The sequence below is a fragment of the Arthrobacter sp. DualSoilB13 genome (assembly GCF_055389195.1).
This window is the reverse complement of sequence record NZ_AP035865.1, coordinates 715,106-734,255: the sequence shown is the minus strand read 5'-3', so window position 1 is coordinate 734,255 and position 19,150 is coordinate 715,106. Positions and strand designations below refer to the sequence as shown.

At 64.2% G+C, this 19,150-nt stretch carries 17 protein-coding genes; 11 read left to right on the top strand and 6 right to left on the bottom strand.

Going from position 1 to position 19,150, the window contains the following annotated elements; all coding sequences use genetic code 11:
* The first annotated feature begins 70 nt into the window (after positions 1-70).
* From ACZ5J0_RS03575 to ACZ5J0_RS03565, 3 genes are read left to right on the top strand one after another with little or no spacing between them, the layout of a single operon-like run.
* Positions 71-1,120: an iron ABC transporter substrate-binding protein gene (locus ACZ5J0_RS03575; RefSeq protein WP_142936677.1), complete on the top strand. Its 1,050-nt coding sequence runs from the start codon at positions 71-73 to the stop codon at positions 1,118-1,120.
* Between the two features lie 4 nt (positions 1,121-1,124).
* Positions 1,125-2,726 (top strand): ABC transporter permease, encoded by a 1,602-nt coding sequence (locus tag ACZ5J0_RS03570; protein WP_464094192.1) that lies wholly within the window; start codon positions 1,125-1,127, stop codon positions 2,724-2,726.
* A complete protein-coding gene (locus ACZ5J0_RS03565) occupies positions 2,723-3,889 on the top strand; it encodes an ABC transporter ATP-binding protein (protein ID WP_464094191.1) in 1,167 nt (388 codons plus the stop codon). The genes ACZ5J0_RS03570 and ACZ5J0_RS03565 overlap by 4 nt, the downstream gene beginning before the upstream one ends.
* Positions 3,890-3,902: 13 nt before the next feature.
* Here ACZ5J0_RS03565 and ACZ5J0_RS03560 read toward each other — a convergent pair whose 3' ends face one another.
* The gene (locus ACZ5J0_RS03560; protein ID WP_223941762.1) at positions 3,903-4,496 is read right to left on the bottom strand and encodes a YdeI/OmpD-associated family protein; all 594 of its coding nucleotides are present in this window, start codon (positions 4,494-4,496) and stop codon (positions 3,903-3,905) included.
* 43 nt (positions 4,497-4,539) lie between these two features.
* Here ACZ5J0_RS03560 and ACZ5J0_RS03555 point away from each other — a divergent pair, with 43 nt between their 5' ends.
* Positions 4,540-5,238 (top strand): hypothetical protein, encoded by a 699-nt coding sequence (locus ACZ5J0_RS03555; protein ID WP_464094190.1) that lies wholly within the window; start codon positions 4,540-4,542, stop codon positions 5,236-5,238.
* On the opposite strand, the gene ACZ5J0_RS03550 is transcribed toward ACZ5J0_RS03555, so the two are convergent.
* Genes ACZ5J0_RS03550 through ACZ5J0_RS03530 form a run of 5 tightly spaced genes read right to left on the bottom strand, consistent with a single transcriptional unit; the run spans position 5,235 to position 12,574 of the window.
* Positions 5,235-6,491 (bottom strand): M20 family metallo-hydrolase, encoded by a 1,257-nt coding sequence (locus ACZ5J0_RS03550; protein ID WP_166843143.1) that lies wholly within the window; start codon positions 6,489-6,491, stop codon positions 5,235-5,237. The two genes, ACZ5J0_RS03555 and ACZ5J0_RS03550, sit on opposite strands and share 4 nt — an antisense overlap.
* Positions 6,492-6,499: 8 nt before the next feature.
* Positions 6,500-8,203, bottom strand: a complete 1,704-nt coding sequence (locus ACZ5J0_RS03545) for an amidohydrolase (protein WP_250819621.1) — start codon at positions 8,201-8,203, stop codon at positions 6,500-6,502.
* Between the two features lie 8 nt (positions 8,204-8,211).
* Entirely contained in the window at positions 8,212-9,609 is a 1,398-nt protein-coding gene (locus ACZ5J0_RS03540; protein ID WP_464094189.1) for a gamma-aminobutyraldehyde dehydrogenase, read from the bottom strand.
* A gap of 14 nt (positions 9,610-9,623) precedes the next feature.
* Complete coding sequence (locus ACZ5J0_RS03535; protein ID WP_142936683.1) at positions 9,624-11,246, bottom strand: thiamine pyrophosphate-dependent enzyme; 1,623 nt, start codon at positions 11,244-11,246, stop codon at positions 9,624-9,626.
* Positions 11,243-12,574, bottom strand: coding sequence for an MFS transporter (locus ACZ5J0_RS03530; RefSeq protein WP_142936684.1), 1,332 nt, complete (start codon positions 12,572-12,574; stop codon positions 11,243-11,245). The genes ACZ5J0_RS03535 and ACZ5J0_RS03530 overlap by 4 nt, the downstream gene beginning before the upstream one ends.
* A 136-nt stretch (positions 12,575-12,710) precedes the next feature.
* Here ACZ5J0_RS03530 and ACZ5J0_RS03525 point away from each other — a divergent pair, with 136 nt between their 5' ends.
* From ACZ5J0_RS03525 to ACZ5J0_RS03495, 7 genes are all read left to right on the top strand, one after another.
* Positions 12,711-13,922, top strand: a complete 1,212-nt coding sequence (locus ACZ5J0_RS03525) for a PucR family transcriptional regulator (RefSeq protein WP_142936685.1) — start codon at positions 12,711-12,713, stop codon at positions 13,920-13,922.
* Between the two features lie 305 nt (positions 13,923-14,227).
* Positions 14,228-15,595, top strand: a complete 1,368-nt coding sequence (locus ACZ5J0_RS03520; RefSeq protein ID WP_162520262.1) for an MFS transporter — start codon at positions 14,228-14,230, stop codon at positions 15,593-15,595.
* Entirely contained in the window at positions 15,592-15,999 is a 408-nt protein-coding gene (locus ACZ5J0_RS03515) for a RidA family protein (RefSeq protein WP_166843139.1), read from the top strand. The genes ACZ5J0_RS03520 and ACZ5J0_RS03515 overlap by 4 nt, the downstream gene beginning before the upstream one ends.
* Complete coding sequence (locus ACZ5J0_RS03510; protein WP_142936687.1) at positions 15,996-16,604, top strand: RraA family protein; 609 nt, start codon at positions 15,996-15,998, stop codon at positions 16,602-16,604. The genes ACZ5J0_RS03515 and ACZ5J0_RS03510 overlap by 4 nt, the downstream gene beginning before the upstream one ends.
* Before the next feature lie 77 nt (positions 16,605-16,681).
* Positions 16,682-17,221: an NUDIX hydrolase family protein gene (locus tag ACZ5J0_RS03505; RefSeq protein ID WP_024819523.1), complete on the top strand. Its 540-nt coding sequence runs from the start codon at positions 16,682-16,684 to the stop codon at positions 17,219-17,221.
* A 73-nt stretch (positions 17,222-17,294) separates the two neighbouring features.
* Positions 17,295-18,332 (top strand): DUF6707 family protein, encoded by a 1,038-nt coding sequence (locus ACZ5J0_RS03500; protein ID WP_464094188.1) that lies wholly within the window; start codon positions 17,295-17,297, stop codon positions 18,330-18,332.
* A 60-nt stretch (positions 18,333-18,392) separates the two neighbouring features.
* Complete coding sequence (locus tag ACZ5J0_RS03495) at positions 18,393-19,103, top strand: SRPBCC family protein (protein ID WP_142936689.1); 711 nt, start codon at positions 18,393-18,395, stop codon at positions 19,101-19,103.
* Positions 19,104-19,150: the final 47 nt, after the last annotated feature.

The following is a 19,150-nucleotide window of genomic DNA, read 5'->3' as shown; positions in this document are numbered from 1 at the left end:
CCTACCCGCCAGCACGGACCCAAGGCGTTGTCCTTGCACTGCCGTGCTTGTTCCCAGAAAGTAGCCCTCCATGAAGCTCCCCAAAAACGCTCTGGCCGGAATCGCACTTCTCGCCACCGCCGCTCTTGGCCTTTCCGCCTGCGGCTCCAACGCCACCACCGCACCGGATTCCTCCGAATCCGCGGCCGCCGGCGATGGCATCACGGTCTACAACGCTCAGCACGAGAGCCTGACCAAGGAATGGATCGACGCCTTCACCAAGGAGACCGGCATCAAGGTCACCCTGCGCCAGGGCTCTGACACCGAGATGTCCAACCAGATTGTTCAGGAAGGCGCGGCCTCACCGGCGGACGTCTTCCTCACCGAAAACTCCCCTGCAATGGCGCAGGTGGAAAATGCGGGTCTGTTCGCAGACGTCGACAAAGCCACCATCGACCAGGTTCCGGCCGAGTTCCGCCCGTCCACCGGCAAGTGGACCGGGATCGCAGCCCGCTCCACCGTCCTGGTATATGACAAGAACAAGATCAGCGAAGACCAGTTGCCCACGTCCATGCTGGATCTGGCAAAGCCCGAATGGAAGGGTAAGTGGGCCGCTTCGCCGTCGGGCGCTGACTTCCAGGCCATCGTCTCGGCTCTCCTTGAACTCAAGGGCGAGGCCGCAACCGAAGAATGGCTCAAGGGCATGAAGGAAAACTTCAAGGCTTACAAGGGCAACAGCACCGCCATGAAGGCCGTCAACGCCGGCGAAGTAGACGCGGCGCTGATCTACCACTACTACTATTACGGCGACCAGGCCAAGACCGGCGAGAACTCCAAGAACGTCACGCCGTACTACTTCAAGAACCAGGACCCGGGCGCGTTCGTGTCCGTATCCGGTGGCGGCGTCCTCAAGTCGTCCAAGAAGGCAGCCGACGCCCAGGCGTTCCTGAAGTTCATCACAGGCAAGGCCGGCCAGGAGATCCTCAAGACCGGAACCTCCTTTGAGTACGCCATCGCCTCAGAGGTTGATGCCAATGAAAAGCTTGTTCCCATCAAGGACCTGCAGGCACCCACGGTGGATCCCGCCAAGCTGAACTCCACCAAGGTCACCGATCTGATGACCAAGGCAGGACTCCTGTAATTCTGTGACCACTGATCTATCGGCTCCCGACGTTCCACGTTCAGAGGGAAGCACGACGACGGCGGGCCGGGGCAAGCGCCCCCGCCCGCCTTTCGGCGTTTCCACGGTGTCCTTGCTGGCGGTGCTGATAGCGCTGTTTTCGCTGCTTCCGCTGGGCTATGTCCTGTACATGACAGCAGCGACCGGCTGGGACACCGCCGTCGATCTGATCGTGCGTCCCCGCGTGGGCGAGCTGCTGCTGAACACGGTTTTATTGATGATCTTTACCGTGCCCCTATGCTTGGTGCTCGGCGTGGGCGGGGCGTGGCTGGTGGAGCGAACCAGACTCCGCGGACACCGCTGGTGGGCGGTGCTATTGGCCGCCCCTTTGGCTATACCTGCGTTCGTCAACAGCTACTCCTGGGTGTCCGCTGTCCCTTCCTTGGAGGGGCTCTGGTCCGGGGTGCTGATTGCCACGTTGTCCTATTTCCCGTTGGTGTACATCCCCGCAGCGGCGACGCTTGGCCGTTTGGACCCCGCCATTGAGCAGTCCGCGGCATCGTTGGGCCTGGGTTCCTGGGCCGTGTTCCTCCGCGTTGTCCTACCGCAGCTGCGCATCGCCATGACGGGCGGCGCCTTGCTGGTGGCCCTGCATTTGTTGGCTGAGTACGGTGCTTTCGCGATGATCCGTTTTGATACGTTCACCACGGCGATCATGGTCCAATTCCAGTCCACCTTCAACGGGACCGCAGGGAACATGCTGGCCAGTGTTCTGGTGTTCCTGTGTTTGCTCCTGCTGCTGGCCGAAGTAAAGAGCCGGGGCACTGCCCGCTATGCCCGGATCGGCTCCGGCGCGCAGGCAAAGGCTATCCGATTGCCCCTGGGTGGCTATCAAGTGCCTGCCCAGCTCGCTCTGCTGACCCTCACAGTCCTGGCCTTCGGGCTGCCGCTCTGGTTTGTGCTGAAGTGGGTGATGGCGGGCGGTTCTGACGTGTGGGCGGCTGATGAGTTCATCCCGGCACTCTCGCAAACCCTCATCTATGGGGCAGCGGGTGCACTGGTCACCACAGTGGTGGCATTCCCCATGGCGTACCTGGCGGTCCGGCACCCGAGCTGGTTCTCCAAGATGCTGGAACTGTCCAACTACGTCACCAGTTCGCTGCCGGGAATCGTGGTGGGCCTGGCCTTCGTCACCGTCAGCATCCGCGTGGTCCCCGGGGTTTACCAGACTGCGGGGGTTCTGATTGCGGCGTACGTCCTGCTGTTCCTTCCGAGGGCTTTGGTGAACATCCGTGCCGGCTTGGCACAGGCCCCCAAAGAACTCGATGAGGCCGCGCAGTCCTTGGGCAAAACGCCTTTGGCATCCTTCTTCAAAGTGACGTTGCGGCTCACCGCGCCGGCAGCTGCCGGCGGGGCTGCGTTGGTCTTCCTGGCCATAGTCAACGAGCTGACAGCCACCCTGCTACTCTCACCCAACGGTACGCGCACCCTGGCCACGGAATTTTGGAGCAAGAGCAGCGAGATCGACTACGCCGGTGCCGCACCCTACGCGTTGCTGATGATCCTGCTGTCAGCCCCCATGACATACCTCCTCTTCCAACAGTCCAAGAAAGTAGCCGGACAGTGACCGAACAATCTCCTTCCAGGCTTCCCGCGCCCCGGGTGGCCCCTTCGGTGGCTCCCACCACGAATGCGCATCTGGATATTCGGGAGGTCACCAAGAACTTCGGCTCCCAGGCGGTGCTGAAGGGCGTAAACCTCTCTGTGGCCAAAGGCGGGACCACTGCGATCGTGGGTCCTTCCGGTTCAGGCAAGACCACACTGTTGAGGTTGATCGCGGGCTTTGAGCATCCGAACACCGGTTCCATCAGCCTGAACGGTTCCCGGGTGGCCGGTGAAGGCGACTGGGTGCCTGCGCACAAACGGCAGGTAGGGTACGTCGCCCAGGACGGCGCGCTCTTTCCACACTTGACGGTGGGTCAGAACGTCGCGTTCGGCTTGGATTCGGGAAAGCTCGACGGCGGTCGCGGTGCCGTGAGGTCGCGGGTTTCGGAACTGCTTGAGATGGTGTCCTTGGATGCGTCCATGGCCAAGCGCCGGCCGCACCAGTTATCCGGCGGTCAGCAGCAGCGGGTCGCCTTGGCCCGGGCGTTGGCCAGGGAACCTGAACTCATGCTCCTTGACGAACCGTTTTCAGCGCTCGATGCCGGACTTCGGGTAGCCACCCGCAGGGCCGTAGCCAAGGTGCTCAGTGCTGCCGGTGTGACCACCATCCTGGTGACCCACGATCAAGCTGAAGCGCTCTCCTTCGCTGACCAGGTGGCCATCATGCGCGGCGGCAAGCTGGCCCAGATCGGTAACCCTTTTGTGGTTTACACCCGGCCGGCGGATCGCGCCACGGCTGAATTCCTTGGCGATGCCGTGATTCTTGATGCCTGGATGGAGGGCTCCCTGGCCACGTGCTCGCTGGGTGGAATCCCGGTCCGTCGACCCCCAGCCCAAGGGAAAGTCCAACTCATGCTCAGGCCCGAGCAAATCCGCATCGCACCCGATGGGCCCATCCGCGGAGTGGTGGTGGACACCGATTACTTCGGGCCGGAAACCACTGTTCGCATCAAGCTGGGTGAGTACACGGCCCCCGACGGCGGCGCCTCGGGCAACAGCCACCGCTATCCGGGCGGCGGCGAGATCATCACCATCAGGCACTGGAACGCTTCGATCACCAAACCCGGCACTGAATTGTGTCTGCGCGTGGTGGGCGAAGGGGTGGCGTTTCCTTCCGAGGCCTGACCGGCCCGCTGGATTACGTCGGCCGCTTTTTCTGGGGGTACGGGGTTTCGTGGCGGGCCAGCATCTCCACGAAACCAGCGATTTTGCGCGCCCGGGTCTCTGCCCGTTTGACACCGTTGGTGCGGTGGATCAGGGCGAAGCGGTTCTGTGACGTCAGGACGTCGAACATAGCCTGCGCCTCCGGGACTGCGGCGATCGCTGCCGCGAGATCGTCCGGAACCACCGAATCCGCCGGGCCCGCGTATGCAGCTTCCCACCGTCCGTCAGCTTTCGCGGCCTCAACCACGGCACGTCCGGCGTCGGTCATCCTGCCCTCGGACTCCAGACGGGCAATGTGCCCCACATTCCGCACTGACCAGATGCTCTTGCGGCCGCGGGGCGTCATCCGCTGGAAGTAGCTTTGGTCGTCGCGCCTCTTCACCTGACCGTCGATCCACCCAAAGCACAGGGCCTCGTCCAACGCGGCGTCATAGTCCAACTCCGTGACGTTGCCGCCCTTCTTGTGCAGGATCAGCCACACGCCGGGGCTGTCTGTGGCATTCGCGGAGAGCCAGGCACGCCACGCGGCGCCGTCTTTGACAAGGAGTTCCTCAAGTTCATTGGGCATGGATTCAGCATAGGCTTTGATGAGGACCCACCCAGGAGGACCAATGTTGCGAGCCCGCCCCACCCACTACACCTCGCGCCCCGAACAGTGGGCCACGCTGCTGATGGCCCTCGGTTTGGTGAAGACGGTGGACGACGGCGACTGGCGGGAGTTCGACGCCGGTTCGGGTCGCCTGGCGGTGGGCTCAGTAGTCCACGCACACCCCTTGGACGGCTCCACGGTTTTCGGGGTGGAGGTAGGCAACCTGGAGGAGTTCGCGCGCCGCACCGAGGAAGCCGGCACTCAAGCGGAAATCCACGAAGGTCATGAGGGAACCACCGTGCAGATCTCATCCGATGACGGCTTTGAGTTCTTCGCCTTCCCTGCGCAACGGGCAGCGGATGGCACGTGGGCCACCTCGGACAAGGCCGACCCAGGGCTGGCGGTGGTGGCTACCTGGGTCAGCCCTTTGGTGGGCCTTGCCGCCACCGCCTTGCGGAACACCGGCGCCCGGCCGCGCACTGAGGACGACGAATCAGCCACGTTCACCACCAAGAACGGCGGAATCCTTCGCATCATTCATGGCGCGGATGCCACTAACGGGGACCTCGCGTTTGAGTACGACGGCGATCTGGAACCACTGTTGTCCCGCCTCAAAGATGCAGACATTGAGGCCAGGATCGATGAGGACGTCCTGTACGTCGCCAACCCGGACGCCGTGAGTGGCGCGGCCCCGGCGTCGATCGTGGTGGTGGCTGTTTAGTCCTCCAGCGCCCCGTCACACAGGCGGCCGACCACCTCGGTAAGCATGGTGAGCCCGGCCACGATGTCCTCATCCGTGGTGTATTCGTGCTCATTGTGGGAGATGCCATCCACGCTGGGCACGAAGAGCATCACCGTGGGAACCAGGTCCTTCATATTCGTGGAGTCATGCCCGGCGAGGGTCATGACTTCCTTGTTGGACAACCCGAGGTCCGCGGCAACCTTGGCCGCGAGTTCCACGCCTTCGGGCTGGTACGGGGTGACGGCCCAGGAGTGTGAGTGGTGCTTCTCAACGGACACGTTGGCAAGCCGTTCGATCTCCGAGATTCGGGCGTGCAGCAGGGCGTCGGCCTCGGCCAGGACGGCTTCGTCGGCGCTGCGCAGGTCCAGCAGCAGGTTCACGCGGGAAGGCACCACCACGGGCGAATTTGGGTAGACGTTGAGCTGACCCACCGAGGTGTGCAGCACTCCGGGGAAGCGGTCGGCGAGTTCACGTGCGGCAACCACCAGCATGGACGCCCCAAGAAGGGCGTCTTTGCGGTCGGCAATCACCGTGGAACCGGTGTGTGCTTGCTCGCCGTGGACCACGAACTCGTACTTGTTCGCTGCCCAGTTGGAGCTGACCAGGCCGATGGTGATGCCCTCGCGCTCCATGCTGCGGCCCTGTTCGATGTGGATCTCGGCGCAATATGCAGCCTCCGGCCCCTCAAACGTCCCGCGGCAGCCGATCGCGTCCAAGGCATCACGCACGGTGACTCCGGCGGCGTCCTGGGTATTGAGTGCGTCCTCGAGATCCAGCTTGCCGGTGTAGACGGAGGAGCCCATCATGGACGGCTTGAAGCGGCTGCCTTCCTCGTTGAACCAGTTGACGACGGCGAGGTTGAACTTGGGTGCCTCGGCGCCGGCTTCCCAACGGGCTGCAAGGCGGAACGCGGCGTGGGCTGCGGCGAGGACGCCATAAGCGCCGTCGTAACGTCCCGCCGTCGGCTGTGAATCCATGTGCGAGCCCACCACCACGAACGGCGCACCTGGCACGGCTTCGTAGAGGCCCCACTGGTTGCCGGTGTGGTCGAACTTCACCGTGAAGCCGTGCTCCTCCAAGAGACCGGCGAGCCAGCGGCGCTGTTCGCCGTCGGGAATGGTTGCGGCTTGGCGGTCCACGCCGCCGTTCGCCGTGGCACCGAAGGCGCTCATGGTCCGGAAGTCCTGCACGAAAGCGGTGTCCTGGGCGGTGAAACTTGTGGTGGTTGTCATGGTCTCCCCTATGAGTGGGCCGCGAACGAACTTTCACGGGAAAGTTCAGCGTTGAAGCCGGTTGATTGATAGGTAAATCGGCCTCCGACGGCGGTGGCCAGGACGTGAAGTTCGCTGATGTCCAGTGCCGTCAAAGGTGAGGCAGAAAGGACGGTGAAGTCGGCCAATTTGCCAGCTGAAAGGGTGCCCTTCTTGCCCAGGGACCCTGTGGCTGCGGCGGCTCCGCTGGTGTAAGCGGCGAGGGCCTGCTGCGGAGTGAGGCGTTCGGCCGGGTTCCCGAAGACGGCCCCGGACCCGGTCCGGCGGTCCACGAACGCCTGCATGCCGCGGAGCACGTTTCCGTCGGCGACCGGCCGGTCCGAGCTTCCCGCGAGCACCACTCCGGCTTCCAGGAAACTGGCTGCCCGGTAGGCCCACGGCAAGCGGTCCGGCCCGAGGGACGCGGTCATCCCGTCACCGCCTTCGCGGAAGAAGCTTGCCTGGGGTGTCACGGCAATTCCTGCGTCCGCGAGCCTTGCCAGCTGCTCAGGGCGCGTCATGGAGGCGTGCTCGATCCTGTTGGGCAAGCGGCGCTGCCCATACTGAGCCTGGCAATCCGTGATGATGTCCACCGCGAGGTCCACGGCCCTGTCACCGATGGCGTGGGCTGCGATGGACCACCCGGCGGCGTAGGCGGCTTCGATGCGTTCCCGCAGCTGGGCGGGGTCCGCTTGGAAGTAGCCAACGTTGCCGCGGTTGTCCTTGTGGCCGTGGCTGCAGAACTCGTGGCTCACGGCTGCGGTTTCGCCCAGAAGTGAGCCATCCAGGAACACCTTTGCCGGGCCCAGGGACAAGTAGTCATTCCCGAATCCGCTGGTGATGCCAAGATCCAGCCCGGCCGGGGCCGCACCGGGACTGTCAGATGCATGCCCGCCCAACCCGTGCAGCACATCCAGCACCGGCATGACCTGGGCACGGGCATGCAACCGGCCGTGGGCGGAGGCGCTCTGGTAGGCGGCAAGCTCGGCCGGGCTGTGCCCGATCCACCCGCCGCCCACCCCGGCCTCAGTGAAACTCGTGATGCCCTCGGAGGCGTAGAACAGCGTGGCCCTCTCAAGGGCGGCCTCGATGTCCTCCAACGAATACGGCAGGATCAGCTGCTGGATCAGTTCCTGGGCCGTCTCTTGGACCAGCCCCGTGGGATGTCCCGCCGCGTCGCGGACGATCGCTCCGCCGTCGGGATCCGGGAACGACGGCGACTCGGCACCTGCCAGCCGCAGCGCGGCGGTGTTGACCACGGCCATATGCCCGGAGTTGTGCCGCATGAACAGCGGCCGCTCCCCCGTGATGCGGTCCAGCTCGGCGATGTCCGGGAAGGCCCCGCCGTGCTGGGTCTGGCTGAAGCCGGTAGCGAAAAGCCAGCCCACGCCGTCGATCCCCGAGTGAGTAACAGCACCGCGGAGAAGCTCATACAGCTCCTCCAGGCCGCGGGCACCGGACACGTCCAGCTCCGCCAGGCCCAGCCCGAACCACGTGGTGTGGCAGTGGGCATCGATGAAGCCTGGAGTGACGGTGGCACCGCCAAGGTCCAGGACCTCAACGGCGTCCAAACCATCAAGGTCCTCGTCCAGGCCCACGATGCGCCCCTTCCATATGCCCAGCGAACTGGCCACCGGGTGGTCCGGATCCATGGTGATGATGTCTGCGTTCCGCAGGAGGAGGTCTAGTTTCATGTCAGGTTCTAGCGGTGGGAGGTGGTGACGGACTTGATGCGCGTGTAGTCCTCAAGTCCATAGACAGAGAGGTCCTTGCCCGTACCCGAATGCTTGAATCCGCCGTGCGGTGCTTCGGCCGGGATCACCTGGTGGCAGTTGATCCAGACGGCTCCGAAGTCCAGCTCCATGGACACACGAGTGACCACGCCGTGGTTCTCGGACCACACGCTGGATGCCAGGGCGTACTTGGTGCCGTTGGCGAGTTCGATCGCTTCCTCCTCGGTGGCGAACGGCTGAACGGTCAGCACGGGGCCGAAGATTTCGTCGCACACTACCTCGTCTGTCTGGAAGACGCCGTCGATCACCGTCGGCTCAAAGTAGAAGCCTGTCCCGGTGCGCTTGCCGCCGGCGAGGACGCGGGCGTTGGCAGGCAGGCGGGACATGAAGCCCTCCACCCGATCCAACTGCGCGGCACTATTGAGTGGACCGAGGTCCGATCCCACTTTCAAAGCAGCAGCGGCGTCAGCCAGGGCAGCCGCGAACTCCGTATGAATATCCTGGTGGACCAGGACGCGGGTCACCGCAGTACAGTCCTGCCCGGCGTTGAAGAAGGCAGCCAGGGCGATTTCGCTGGCGGTCCGCTGGATATCGACGTCGGCAAACACCACAGCGGGCGCCTTGCCGCCCAGCTCCAGGTGGACATCCTTGAGGGTTTTGGACGCCGCGGACATGACCTGCGCACCGGCCCGGGTGGAGCCCGTAATGGAGACCATCTCCGGGATGTCATGCTCCACCATCGCGGCACCGGCCTCGCGGCCGCCGCACACGATGTTCACTACGCCTGCCGGGTAAACCTGCTGTGCCAGCTCACCCAGGACCAAGGTGGACCAGGGGGTGGTGTCGGCAGGCTTGAGGACCAAGGTGTTGCCCGCAGCCAGGGCCGGACCAATCTTCCAGATGGCCATCATGAACGGGTAGTTCCACGGCGTAATCTGGGCCACCACACCAATGGGTTCGCGCCTGATGGTGGAAGAGAAACCCTCCACGTATTCGGTCTGGGCCGTACCGGAAACCACCCGGCATGCCCCGGCAAAGAAGCGCAGTTGGTCCGCGCCGCGCAGGATTTCAAGCTCTTTGGTGAGTGCGGCAGGCTTTCCGGTGCAGGCCACCTCAGCCTCGAGCAGACGGTCAACGTTCGCCTCGATGAGGTCGGCCAGCTGCAACAGCAGCGACTGGCGCGTTCCCGGCGTCGTGCGCTTGTAGCTCTTGAAAGCTGCGGCAGCGGCCTGGAAGGCGGCGTCGACGGCGGCAGCGTCACTGTCCGGCGCGGTGCCGATCTGCTGGCCCGTGGCGGGGTCGAAGAACGGCAGGCTGGCCGCGGCGTCCACGGACTCGCCGTTGATGATGTTCTGAAGCTGGATCACGGTAAGGGCTCCGGTCAGTTGGTTGAAGTCTTGGGGGAACGCGTGGTGGGGTCCTGCGGCAAGTGCAACAGGGCCGGGAGGCCGGAGTCGACGGCGCGGCGGAACGCGGCCGCGAAGTCTTCCGTTCGCTCCACCCGCTCGCCGTAGCCGCCGTAGGAACGGGCGAGTGCGGCGAAGTCCGGGTTGGTCATGTGCGTACCTGAGGGCCGGTCCGGGTAATGCGCTTCCTGATGTTCGCGGATGGTGGCGAAGATGCCGTTGTCCACCACCAAGACGATGAACGCGGCGCCGTAGCCCATGGCCGTGGCGATTTCCTGGCCGTTCATCATGAAGCAGCCGTCGCCGGCCACGGAAATGACCTGACGGCCGGGATATGCCAGCGAGGCTGCCACGGCTGCGGGAATGCCCATGCCCATGGCCCCGTTGCGCGGAGCGGCCAAGGAGTTGGCCGAGTTGTGGCCCAGGTACCGGGCGGGCCACAGGGCGTGGTTTCCCGCACCGAAGGTGAGGACGGCGTCGTCGGCCATTTCCTTTGTGAGGACCTCCATGGCGACGCCCAGGTCCACACCGATACCGCCGTCGGGCCGGGGCGTGGAGAAGGTGAGCTGCTCGGCGCGGGCGCTGGCGAACCAGCCTTCCTGGCGTTCGCCAGCCGCATGAGTGCCAGCCAACGCGGTGGCGAACGCGGCGACGTCCGCGATGATGTGCTGGTCCACCCGGCCGAAGTGGCCCAGGAGGTTTGCGTCGGCGTTGACCACGACGGTCTCGGCGTCGAGTCCGCGTTTGTAGCCATCGGAGAGGACGTCGCCGCGGACACAGCCCACAAAAACGAGCAGATCGGCGTCGTCCAGGCGCTGGGCGTTGGCGTCGCTGCGGCCGTAGCCCAAGTAGCCGGCGTAGGCGTCACTGCGGTGGGGAACGGCGTCGTAAGCCCTGAAATCGGCAACCACCGGGACGCTGTGTCGGCTCGCCCAGGCGGCCAGCTGCTCGCCGGACTCCTGGGTCCAGCCTTCACCGCCGACGACGGCCAGCGGCTTGCGTGCCTTCTCCAGCTTCTGGGTCAGCTCAGCCAGCTCCGCGGGGGCCGGCTCTGGACGGGCAATCCTGCGGGGTTCGACGGTGGCGTTCTCCACCACATGCACCAGCACGTCCTCCGGCAGGCCGATCACCACGGGTCCGGGGCGTCCACTGAGGGCGGTGAAGATGGCGTCGTCCACCACGCGGGCGGCGGAAGCTGCGTCGTCGAGCGTCACTACTTTCTTGGCTGTGCTGCCGAACCAGGCGTTGATGTCGAACTCCTGGAACGACTCGCGGCCACGGTCGGCCACCGGGATCAGGCCGACGAACAGGATCAGCGGAGTGGCATCCTGGTAGGCGGTGTGTATGGCGATGAAGGCATTGGCTGCGCCCGGGCCACGGGTCACCATGGCGATGCCGGGAAGCTCAGTGAGCCGGCCTTCGGCCAGTGCCATGAATCCGGCGCCGCCTTCCTGGCGGGCCACCACGTTCTGGATCGGCGAACCGTGCAGGCCATCCAGGACGTCGAGGAAGCTCTCACCCGGCACGGTGTAGACGCGCTTGACGCCTGCCCGTTCCAGTTGGCCAACAATCAAGTGGCCGGCAGTGGTTGTGCTCAATGCTTCATTCCTTCTTCTTCGATGGAAAGGGCGGGGAGGAACAGGCCGGAAAGTGCCGTCAGTGCGGACACGACCAGCAGGATGATGGCGCCGGGCCAGAAGGAGTTGTTGGCGGCCACCAGCGCGGTGGCGATCAGCGGCACGAAGCCGGAGATAACGCCCGCAGTGTTGGAAGTGATGGCGACGCCGGTGTAGCGGACCTTCGTGGCGAACAGGGCAGTCAGCGCGGTGCCGGAGACGGCGTATGGGATGGAGAGGACAGCAACGCCGATCATCATGCCTAGGACCACCAGGACGGGGTTGCGGGAGTCGATGGCCAGGAAAACGGGAACTGCGATAGCGGCCGAGGCAACACCGCCCCACAGGATGACCTTACTGGCGCCGAACTTTTCGCCGAGCCGCCCGGCCCAGATGAGGGCGCCGATCTCAAGTGCTGCAGCCAACAGGGTGCCCAAGAGCAGGAGTTCGGAGGGCAGCTTGAGCACCTTGGTGCCGTAGAAGACCACAAAGCTGGTGATGAGGTAGAAGCCACCGATGCCGAGCAGCGCCGAGCACATGCCCACCAGGATCTGGCGCCAGCTGTTCTTCAGAACTCCACGGATGGGAGCATGTTCGGTCTCACCGGACTCCATGAGGGCTTCGAATTCGGGTGATTCGCTCAGGCGGCTGCGGATCCAGAGTGAGATTGCCAGCAGCGGGATCGCGGCGATGAACGGGATGCGCCAGCCCCACGCGTCAAAGTTGCTCTGACCCACCAGGAACAACATGCCGAAGAAGCCACCGGAAGAAAGGATGGTACCGATCGGGGAACCGATCTGCGGCAGGGCCGCGTAGCGTGCACGCTTCTCCACAGGAGCGTTTTCGACGGCGATGATCACCGCGCCGCTCCACTCACCGCCGACTGCGAGGCCCTGAACGATGCGCAGGGCCACCAGGAGAATAGGCGCCGCCAGGCCGATGGTCATGTAGTTCGGAAGCAGACCGATGAGGCCGGTGACAATGCCGATACCCACGATGGTGACCATGAGGATCTTCTTGCGACCCACCTTGTCACCCAGGGCGCCGAAGATGAAACCACCGATGGGGCGGGCCACGAAGCCGACGGCCAAGGTAGCGAAGGATCCCATGGCTGCTACAAAAGGGTCTTGGGAAACGAAGAACTGTGCGTTGAACACCAGCGCAGCAGCTGTGGTGAACAGGAAGAAGTCGTACCATTCCAGCGCAGTACCCACCAGGGCCGCGAGGGCCACCTTCTTGGTGACGCTTTCATCGACGACGCGTACTGCCTTGGGACTGGTGTCCGTGGCTCCGCTGACCGTGCTTGCCATTGTTGCTCCATGAGTGCGAACGGGACCGGACCTTGGGGATGCCCGGGCAAATTTGTGTGACTCAATCCATAGTGCCAGTAGTTTTTCCCAAAATGACTAGCAATCCATCACGGAAACATGGCGCTAGAATGTGTGAATGCACAATTCCGAGACATCCGGGCACGCCGTTCGTTGGACTGAACTGGTGGATCAGCTTGAAGGCCGGCTGGACACCCTGGCCCAAGCCTTCACCACGAGGGTCCGCGAGATCCCCGAGTACGGCGAAAGCCAGGTGACGGTCCTGGAAATCCAGGAGACCGCACGGGAGACATTCCGGCGGCTAATCAGCGGCTTGAGGAATGGCAGGACGGACAGCCGTGATGGCCTGCTCGACTTCGCTTCCGACCTTGGATCCAAGCGCGCAAGGGCCGGCATTCCGCCGGAGTCCCTCACCTCTGCCGTCCGGTTGGACTTCAGCATTCTCTGGGCCGAGCTGCTGGAGATCGCCCACACCGAGGACGCCGCGTTGCTGGCCACACGGGTGGACCAGGTATGGAGTGTGGTGGACGAATTCGCCACCCGGACGCACACGAGCTACCTGACCGAGCGCGTCAGGATGGCCCAGGAAGAATCAAGCATTCAGCGCGAGTTCATTGCCCGCCTCTTCAACCAGAGCACCCCCTCGCAGGAAACCTCCGCGCAAGTGGCTTCGGCTTTGGGCATCAATCCCGAATCACGCTTCGCCTTGGTAGCGGCCAGCGGTGAACCTGGTGCACGGCTGCGGGCAGCAACGTCCCAGTTCGGATCAGGACAGCACTCCCGGCAGCGGCTGTTCCTCCATGAGTCGGGCGGCAACACGTATGTCTTCTGGGCTCTGCCTGCCACCCGGACCCGCGGTCCGGAACCCCGGGGCGAGACGCGCAGCCCGGAACCCGACAGCCAGCAGCTGCCACCCGGCGTCGTGAACGTCCCCTGCGGCTACGTGCCTGAGGTCCTTGGACTGCGCGCACTTCCCGGAGCGGCCCGCACCGCTGAAAGCCTGGCGGCGCTGCTTCGCCCCCGCGACGCCGGCCCGCTGTCGGCCGATTCGGCCTGGGCCCGGCTGGCCCAGCAGAACCTGCAGGACGCCGGCCTCGACCTTGCCGCCGAACTCGAAGAGGCTTTGGCGGAGTGCCGGGGCGGCGAGCGCGAACGCCTGCTGGAGACGGTCCGGAACTATCTGGCCACCGGCAATGTCACAGTTACCTCCGAGCAATTGTTTTGCCACCGCAACACCATTCTCAACAGGCTCAATCGATTCCAGGAACTGACGGGAATCGATCTCGCTGTTCCCGCGAAGACGGCCCGGCTGGTAGTGGCCTGGGCATGACCGGCCGCTGCCGCGTTGCTACCTGACCCTGTTTTCCGGCGGCGAGGGTGAAAAGTGACCGGAAAGGGTTGATCTCGACCCGGCTGGGACCAAAATGAGGTCACCAAGCCACGGCGGCAGGCAGGCAGGCCCCACCAGGAGGCCCGTCGTCGGGAATTCCGTGCACCGTGGCTTCGGTGTGTGTTTTCACATTCCCGGGCCAGTTTTGATGGGAGTTATGCCATTGATGGTGTGATCGGGCACACACCATAGTTGTAGCTACCTTGCACCGGACATTCGTCCCCGCACCGCATCCGGAGAATCAGATGGCCCATACGGTAGATACTGCCTCCGCATCATCGTCCAGGCTTGACCTGGCAAAGATGCGCAAGATTGCCCTCGCCAGCGTTATTGGCACCACCGTCGAGTGGTACGACCTTTTCGTCTTCGGGACGGCGTCGGCCCTTGTCTTCAACAAGATCTTCTTCCCCAGCTTTGATCCGATCGTCGGCACCATGCTGGCCTTCGGTACGTTCGCTTCCGCCTACATTGCCCGCATGGTGGGCGCCATCATCTTCGGCCACTTCGGTGACCGATTGGGCCGCAAGTCCATGCTGCTGGTTTCCCTCCTGACCATGGGAGCGGCTACCTTCGCCATCGGCCTGCTGCCCGACTACAACAGCATCGGCATCATGGCGCCACTTCTGTTGCTCTTCCTCCGTGTCATCCAAGGCCTGGCCCTCGGCGGCGAATGGGGCGGTGCCGTGCTCATGACAGTTGAACACGCGCCCCCTACCCGGCGCGGCTTCTACGGTTCACTGGTACAGGTGGGGGTTCCCGCCGGCACCCTGATTGCGAACGTAGCCTTCCTGATTGTTGCCTCCACGGTCAGCACCGAAGCCCTCTATTCATGGGGCTGGCGCATCCCGTTCCTGGCCTCAGTCCTCCTTGTCACTGTGGGCATCTACATCCGCCTGCACATCGAGGAAACTCCGTCGTTCCAGGCAGTCAAGACCGCCGGCGCCAAGGCGAAAATGCCGTTCGCTGCGCTGATGGCCAAGTATTGGAAGCAGGTTGTCCTCGGCGGCGTCGCAACCCTGTCCACGGGCAGCACGTTCACCCTGCTGGTAGCCTCCGGCGTCTCCTACGGCAAGAAGGAACTCGGCCACTCCGAGAGCCTGATGCTCTGGGTGGTCCTGGCTTCCTGCGTCCTGGGGCTGTTCCTCATCCCGTTCTTCGGAAAGCTATCGGACAAGTTCGGGCGCAAGCCCATCATCTTCGCCGGTGTTGCTGCCGAGGCCGCCCTCGCGTTCCCGATGTTCTGGCTCATGGACACCAAGTCGGTGGCACTGCTGTTCGTGGCCTACCTGGCCATGATGACCGCGTTCTGCGCCAACTACGGACCCATCGCCACCTTCCTGGCCGAGCTCTTCGGGTCCAAGGTCCGCTACTCCGGCCTGTCGGTGGCCTACATGCTATCCGGCCTCCTAGGCAGCGCCGCCACCCCGTTCGTCACTACCTGGTTGTTGGGCATGACGGGGCAGAGCTCCTCGATCGCCTGGTACATCATGGCCGCGGCCGGACTGTCCTTGGTTGCACTCTTCCTACTGACCGAGACCCGGTACGGCAACATCGACGCCGTCGATGAGGCACCGGCGTCCGCTGGCTCCACGGAAGCCGCGGCAGCGCGGTGACCGTCACCACCATCGGGCGCCTGGCCGGTATCCCCGGCCAGGCGCCCGCCGTCGGGCCTTTTTCCCCGGCGGTCATTGCGAACGGTTTTGTGTTCACCTCCGGCCAGATACCGGCCATCACTGGACTGGATGATCAGCCGGAGACCTTCGAAGAACAAGTCCGGCAAACCATCCAGAACCTCGACGGCGTCTTGGAAGCCGCAGGATCCAGCCTGGAGCACGTGGTCAAGGTCAACACCTACTTGACCAGCCAGGACCAACTTGAGGAGTACAACCGCGTGTACGCGGAGTACTTCGGCACCGCCAAACCGGCCCGGACCACCGTGTGCGTGAGCCTGTGGGGCGTGTCCTTGGAAATCGAATGCGTAGCTGTCCTTGCGCAGAAAGCGGAGGTAACCCCGTGAGTCCAACACTCCTGAAGGACCTGACCGACGTCAGCTACCCGACCATCGGCCACTTCCTCGAGGACGGATTCGTCTCCCCCGCTATCCAGTCCCTGCATGCAAACGTGAAAATAGCCGGACCCGCCGTCACAGTCCGAATCGCGGACCACGATGCCATCGCCATGAACCACGCACTCCTGGCACTCCGGCCGGGCGACGTCCTGGTGGTGGACATGCTCGGAGACCACCATCATGCGCCCGTGGGGGCCGTCACGGCAGCCGCGGCACTCGCACAAGGTGCTGCCGCCGTCGTGGTTGATGGCATGGCCACTGACGTTCTGGAACTGCGGCAGACAGGTCTGCCGGTGTTTGCCCGCGGGACATCGTGCCTCACTACCAAACGGCTCCATGGCACAGGTTCCGCCGTCAATGTCCCTGTGCGCTGCGGAGGGACAGAGGTCAACCCCGGCGACCTGGTGCTCGGAGACGACAACGGACTGATTGTTCTTTCACCGGAAACTGCCCGGGATGTCCTGGAAAGAGCGCTGCAGTCGGACGCCGCGGAGCCCGCCATCCTTGCCCGCATAGCATCCGGGGAACCGCTCGAGTCGATCCTGGCCCTCTAATACTGCCGAGAGCGTAACCACGCAGCCACGGCAGCGCCGCCAAGGAAGTTCGGCGGGTGATGCGGTAGAACTTAACCATGAGCGTACGTACACCCGACCCGTATCCAGGCTGGCTTTCTGACGAAGACCTCTTCGAAGCCCGCGGCCGACTCCCCATGGTCTATGTGGAGGCCGTTCCGGTCAGGCTGGATCCGCTCGGCTATGTCAATGAGGTGGGCACACTCCTGCAGGGCGACGCCGACGGAAACATGGTCCGCTACCTCGTCTCCGGCCGCGTTCTGTACCGCGAGACCATCCGCGCGGCACTGCTGCGGCACATGGAAAAGGACCTAGGCCCCTTGGCCTTCCCGCAGCTGCCCATCAGCCCCGTTCCTTTCACGGTGGCCGAGTACTTCCCTGCCCCGTCACAGACCGGTTTCACGGATGACCGCCAGCACGCCGTCTCGCTGGCCTACGTCATCCCCGTCACCGGTGAATGTGAACCGCGCCAGGACGCCCTGGAACTGACGTGGATGACGCCCCAAGAGGTGCTGAGCGAGAACGTCCAGCAGGAATTCGACGGCGGTCGCGGGAACCTCGTGCGGCAGGCACTGGCTTTCTCGGGCATCGTTCTCTAGCGGGTCCCGGCCCTTGCGCCGGCTGGTCTTTGTAGACTGGACGGCGGACCCCACGAGAACCAAAGGATTTCCGATGACTCACAGCCCAGCCACACAGCAGTACAGAGAAAAGCAGGCTGGGGACCTGCAGCCCGGCGATTTTGTGTTCCCGCCCGGGGATGGCCCGGCCGAGGAAATCGCCGCCGTTGAGGTGCAAAACGACGATTACGGCGTAGCAGCGCTGCTGCTGGTAACAATGGTGGACGGCGGCACGGTGCGGATCGCTACAGGGTCCAGTGTTCCTGTGGGCGACGGTGTTCCGGCCGACTCCGGCGCGGACTCAAGCGCCTCGGACTCCTCCGCCGACGCAGCCCTGAACGCCACCACCGCTTCCGAGTCCGGCCACTCCCGCACCAGCACCCCCGCGGAAGGCGACGCCCAAGCGCAAGCCGGAGCCGCCGTCGTCGTGCCTCCCCGCCCGGAGACCCCACCAACGTACACCGGCCCCACCGCCGAGGAGCTTGCGCTCATTCCGGAGCCCGACGGCACGCCCGAAGCCGTGGTCCGTGCCGCGGCCGCCAACCACAAGGGCAAGAACGGCGTGCAGGTCCTGGCGGAACGGCTGGCGAAGGGCATCAACACCAAATCCGGGAGCTGCCTCCGGGACCTCAGTGATCTTGCCTTCGACCTGTGCATCGTGCTGCGCGATCCGGACCACGCCCTGGCCGTGGCCGATCTGCTGAACGTGCTGCCCTTTGACGGCAACCTGGACCGCTGGGCCTCGATCGAACGGGCGCTGGCGCTGTCCAGTTTCATCTGCCGCGAAGCCGGCCAATCCGAGCGCGCCGCTGTGTACGAGAAACTGCTGCGTGCGCCGGAGTCCCAGGAAGAAGACCCCTTCAAGGCCCGGATCAACGCCCGCGTGCGCCAGCGCTCACTCAACGAACCCAACCTGTATGACAAGGAAATCTTCCGCGCGATCGACAATGGGAATCGTGAGGCCGAGCGCGAATGGCGGTTCCTCCGGCTTGAAGCGCTGATGTTCCTGCGCGCCCACGGGGGCTCCATGACCATCGGCGAGGAAGAGCTGGCCCGGCGGATCGGCAACGAACTGGAATCGGTCCGTGCCTAACCGTCATTGGGGGCTGTCAAGACCTGTTATGTAGGCGCCAACGACGGTAGATTCGGGTCCATGACGAACAATCTGAGCGTTGTGGTTAATGCCGACGCGCAGCAGGTTTGGACAATGCTGCGCGAACCGTCGCTGGTGGCTCAATGGCACGGCTGGGAAGCTGACGATCTCACCGACGAAATCAAACAAATTTACTTCAACACCGATGTGGTGGAGGGGCCCGATCACACAAGCCTGACCGTCAACGGCGGTGACATTTTTGAGCTCCACCCGGTCTCCGGAGGCACCGAAGTGAAGGTCACCCGGGCCGCCCTGGACCACAATTCGGAATGGGCGGACTGGGACGAGGACATCACCCAGGGCTGGCTCACGTTCCTGCACCAGCTGCGTTTCGCCTTGGAACGGCACCCCCACGGGCACCGCAGGACGCACTTCCTGTCCCTGCCCGGCAAAGGCGGGCCTGCGATCGAAAAATTGGGGCTCGGTGATCTTCCACCCGTTGGGGAGGAATACTCGCTCACGCTTGCCACCGGGGAGAAGATCTCCGGCAAGGTGTGGTTCAAGAGCCGGCACCAAGTGGGCCTCACCGTTCACAGCTACGCCGAGCACGGGGACGGGCTGCTGATCGTGGCCGAGCAACTGCCCATTCCGGAGAAAAGGCCCGACGGCGGCTCCATGGTGATTGCCTCCACTTACGATTTGGGGGCCCACACTTTGGCGGACATCCGGTCCTCGTGGGACAACTGGAAAGCTGAGAAGTACGGGTCCTAGGGTTTGTCCGGCGGGTTACTCACGGTAAAGCTGGCACACTTGGAAGC

What these genes read in the sequence shown, in the direction of transcription:
- ACZ5J0_RS03575 (WP_142936677.1), top strand. Translation starts at nt 71, where the DNA reads ATGAAGCTCCCCAAAAACGCTCTGGCCGGAATCGCACTTCTCGCCACC.
- ACZ5J0_RS03560 (WP_223941762.1), bottom strand. Translation starts at nt 4,496, where the DNA reads ATGCCCAATGAACTTGAGGAACTCCTTGTCAAAGACGGCGCCGCGTGG.
- ACZ5J0_RS03555 (WP_464094190.1), top strand. Translation starts at nt 4,540, where the DNA reads ATGTTGCGAGCCCGCCCCACCCACTACACCTCGCGCCCCGAACAGTGG.
- ACZ5J0_RS03550 (WP_166843143.1), bottom strand. Translation starts at nt 6,491, where the DNA reads ATGACAACCACCACAAGTTTCACCGCCCAGGACACCGCTTTCGTGCAG.
- ACZ5J0_RS03545 (WP_250819621.1), bottom strand. Translation starts at nt 8,203, where the DNA reads ATGAAACTAGACCTCCTCCTGCGGAACGCAGACATCATCACCATGGAT.
- ACZ5J0_RS03530 (WP_142936684.1), bottom strand. Translation starts at nt 12,574, where the DNA reads ATGGCAAGCACGGTCAGCGGAGCCACGGACACCAGTCCCAAGGCAGTA.
- ACZ5J0_RS03525 (WP_142936685.1), top strand. Translation starts at nt 12,711, where the DNA reads ATGCACAATTCCGAGACATCCGGGCACGCCGTTCGTTGGACTGAACTG.
- ACZ5J0_RS03520 (WP_162520262.1), top strand. Translation starts at nt 14,228, where the DNA reads ATGGCCCATACGGTAGATACTGCCTCCGCATCATCGTCCAGGCTTGAC.
- ACZ5J0_RS03505 (WP_024819523.1), top strand. Translation starts at nt 16,682, where the DNA reads ATGAGCGTACGTACACCCGACCCGTATCCAGGCTGGCTTTCTGACGAA.
- ACZ5J0_RS03500 (WP_464094188.1), top strand. Translation starts at nt 17,295, where the DNA reads ATGACTCACAGCCCAGCCACACAGCAGTACAGAGAAAAGCAGGCTGGG.
- ACZ5J0_RS03495 (WP_142936689.1), top strand. Translation starts at nt 18,393, where the DNA reads ATGACGAACAATCTGAGCGTTGTGGTTAATGCCGACGCGCAGCAGGTT.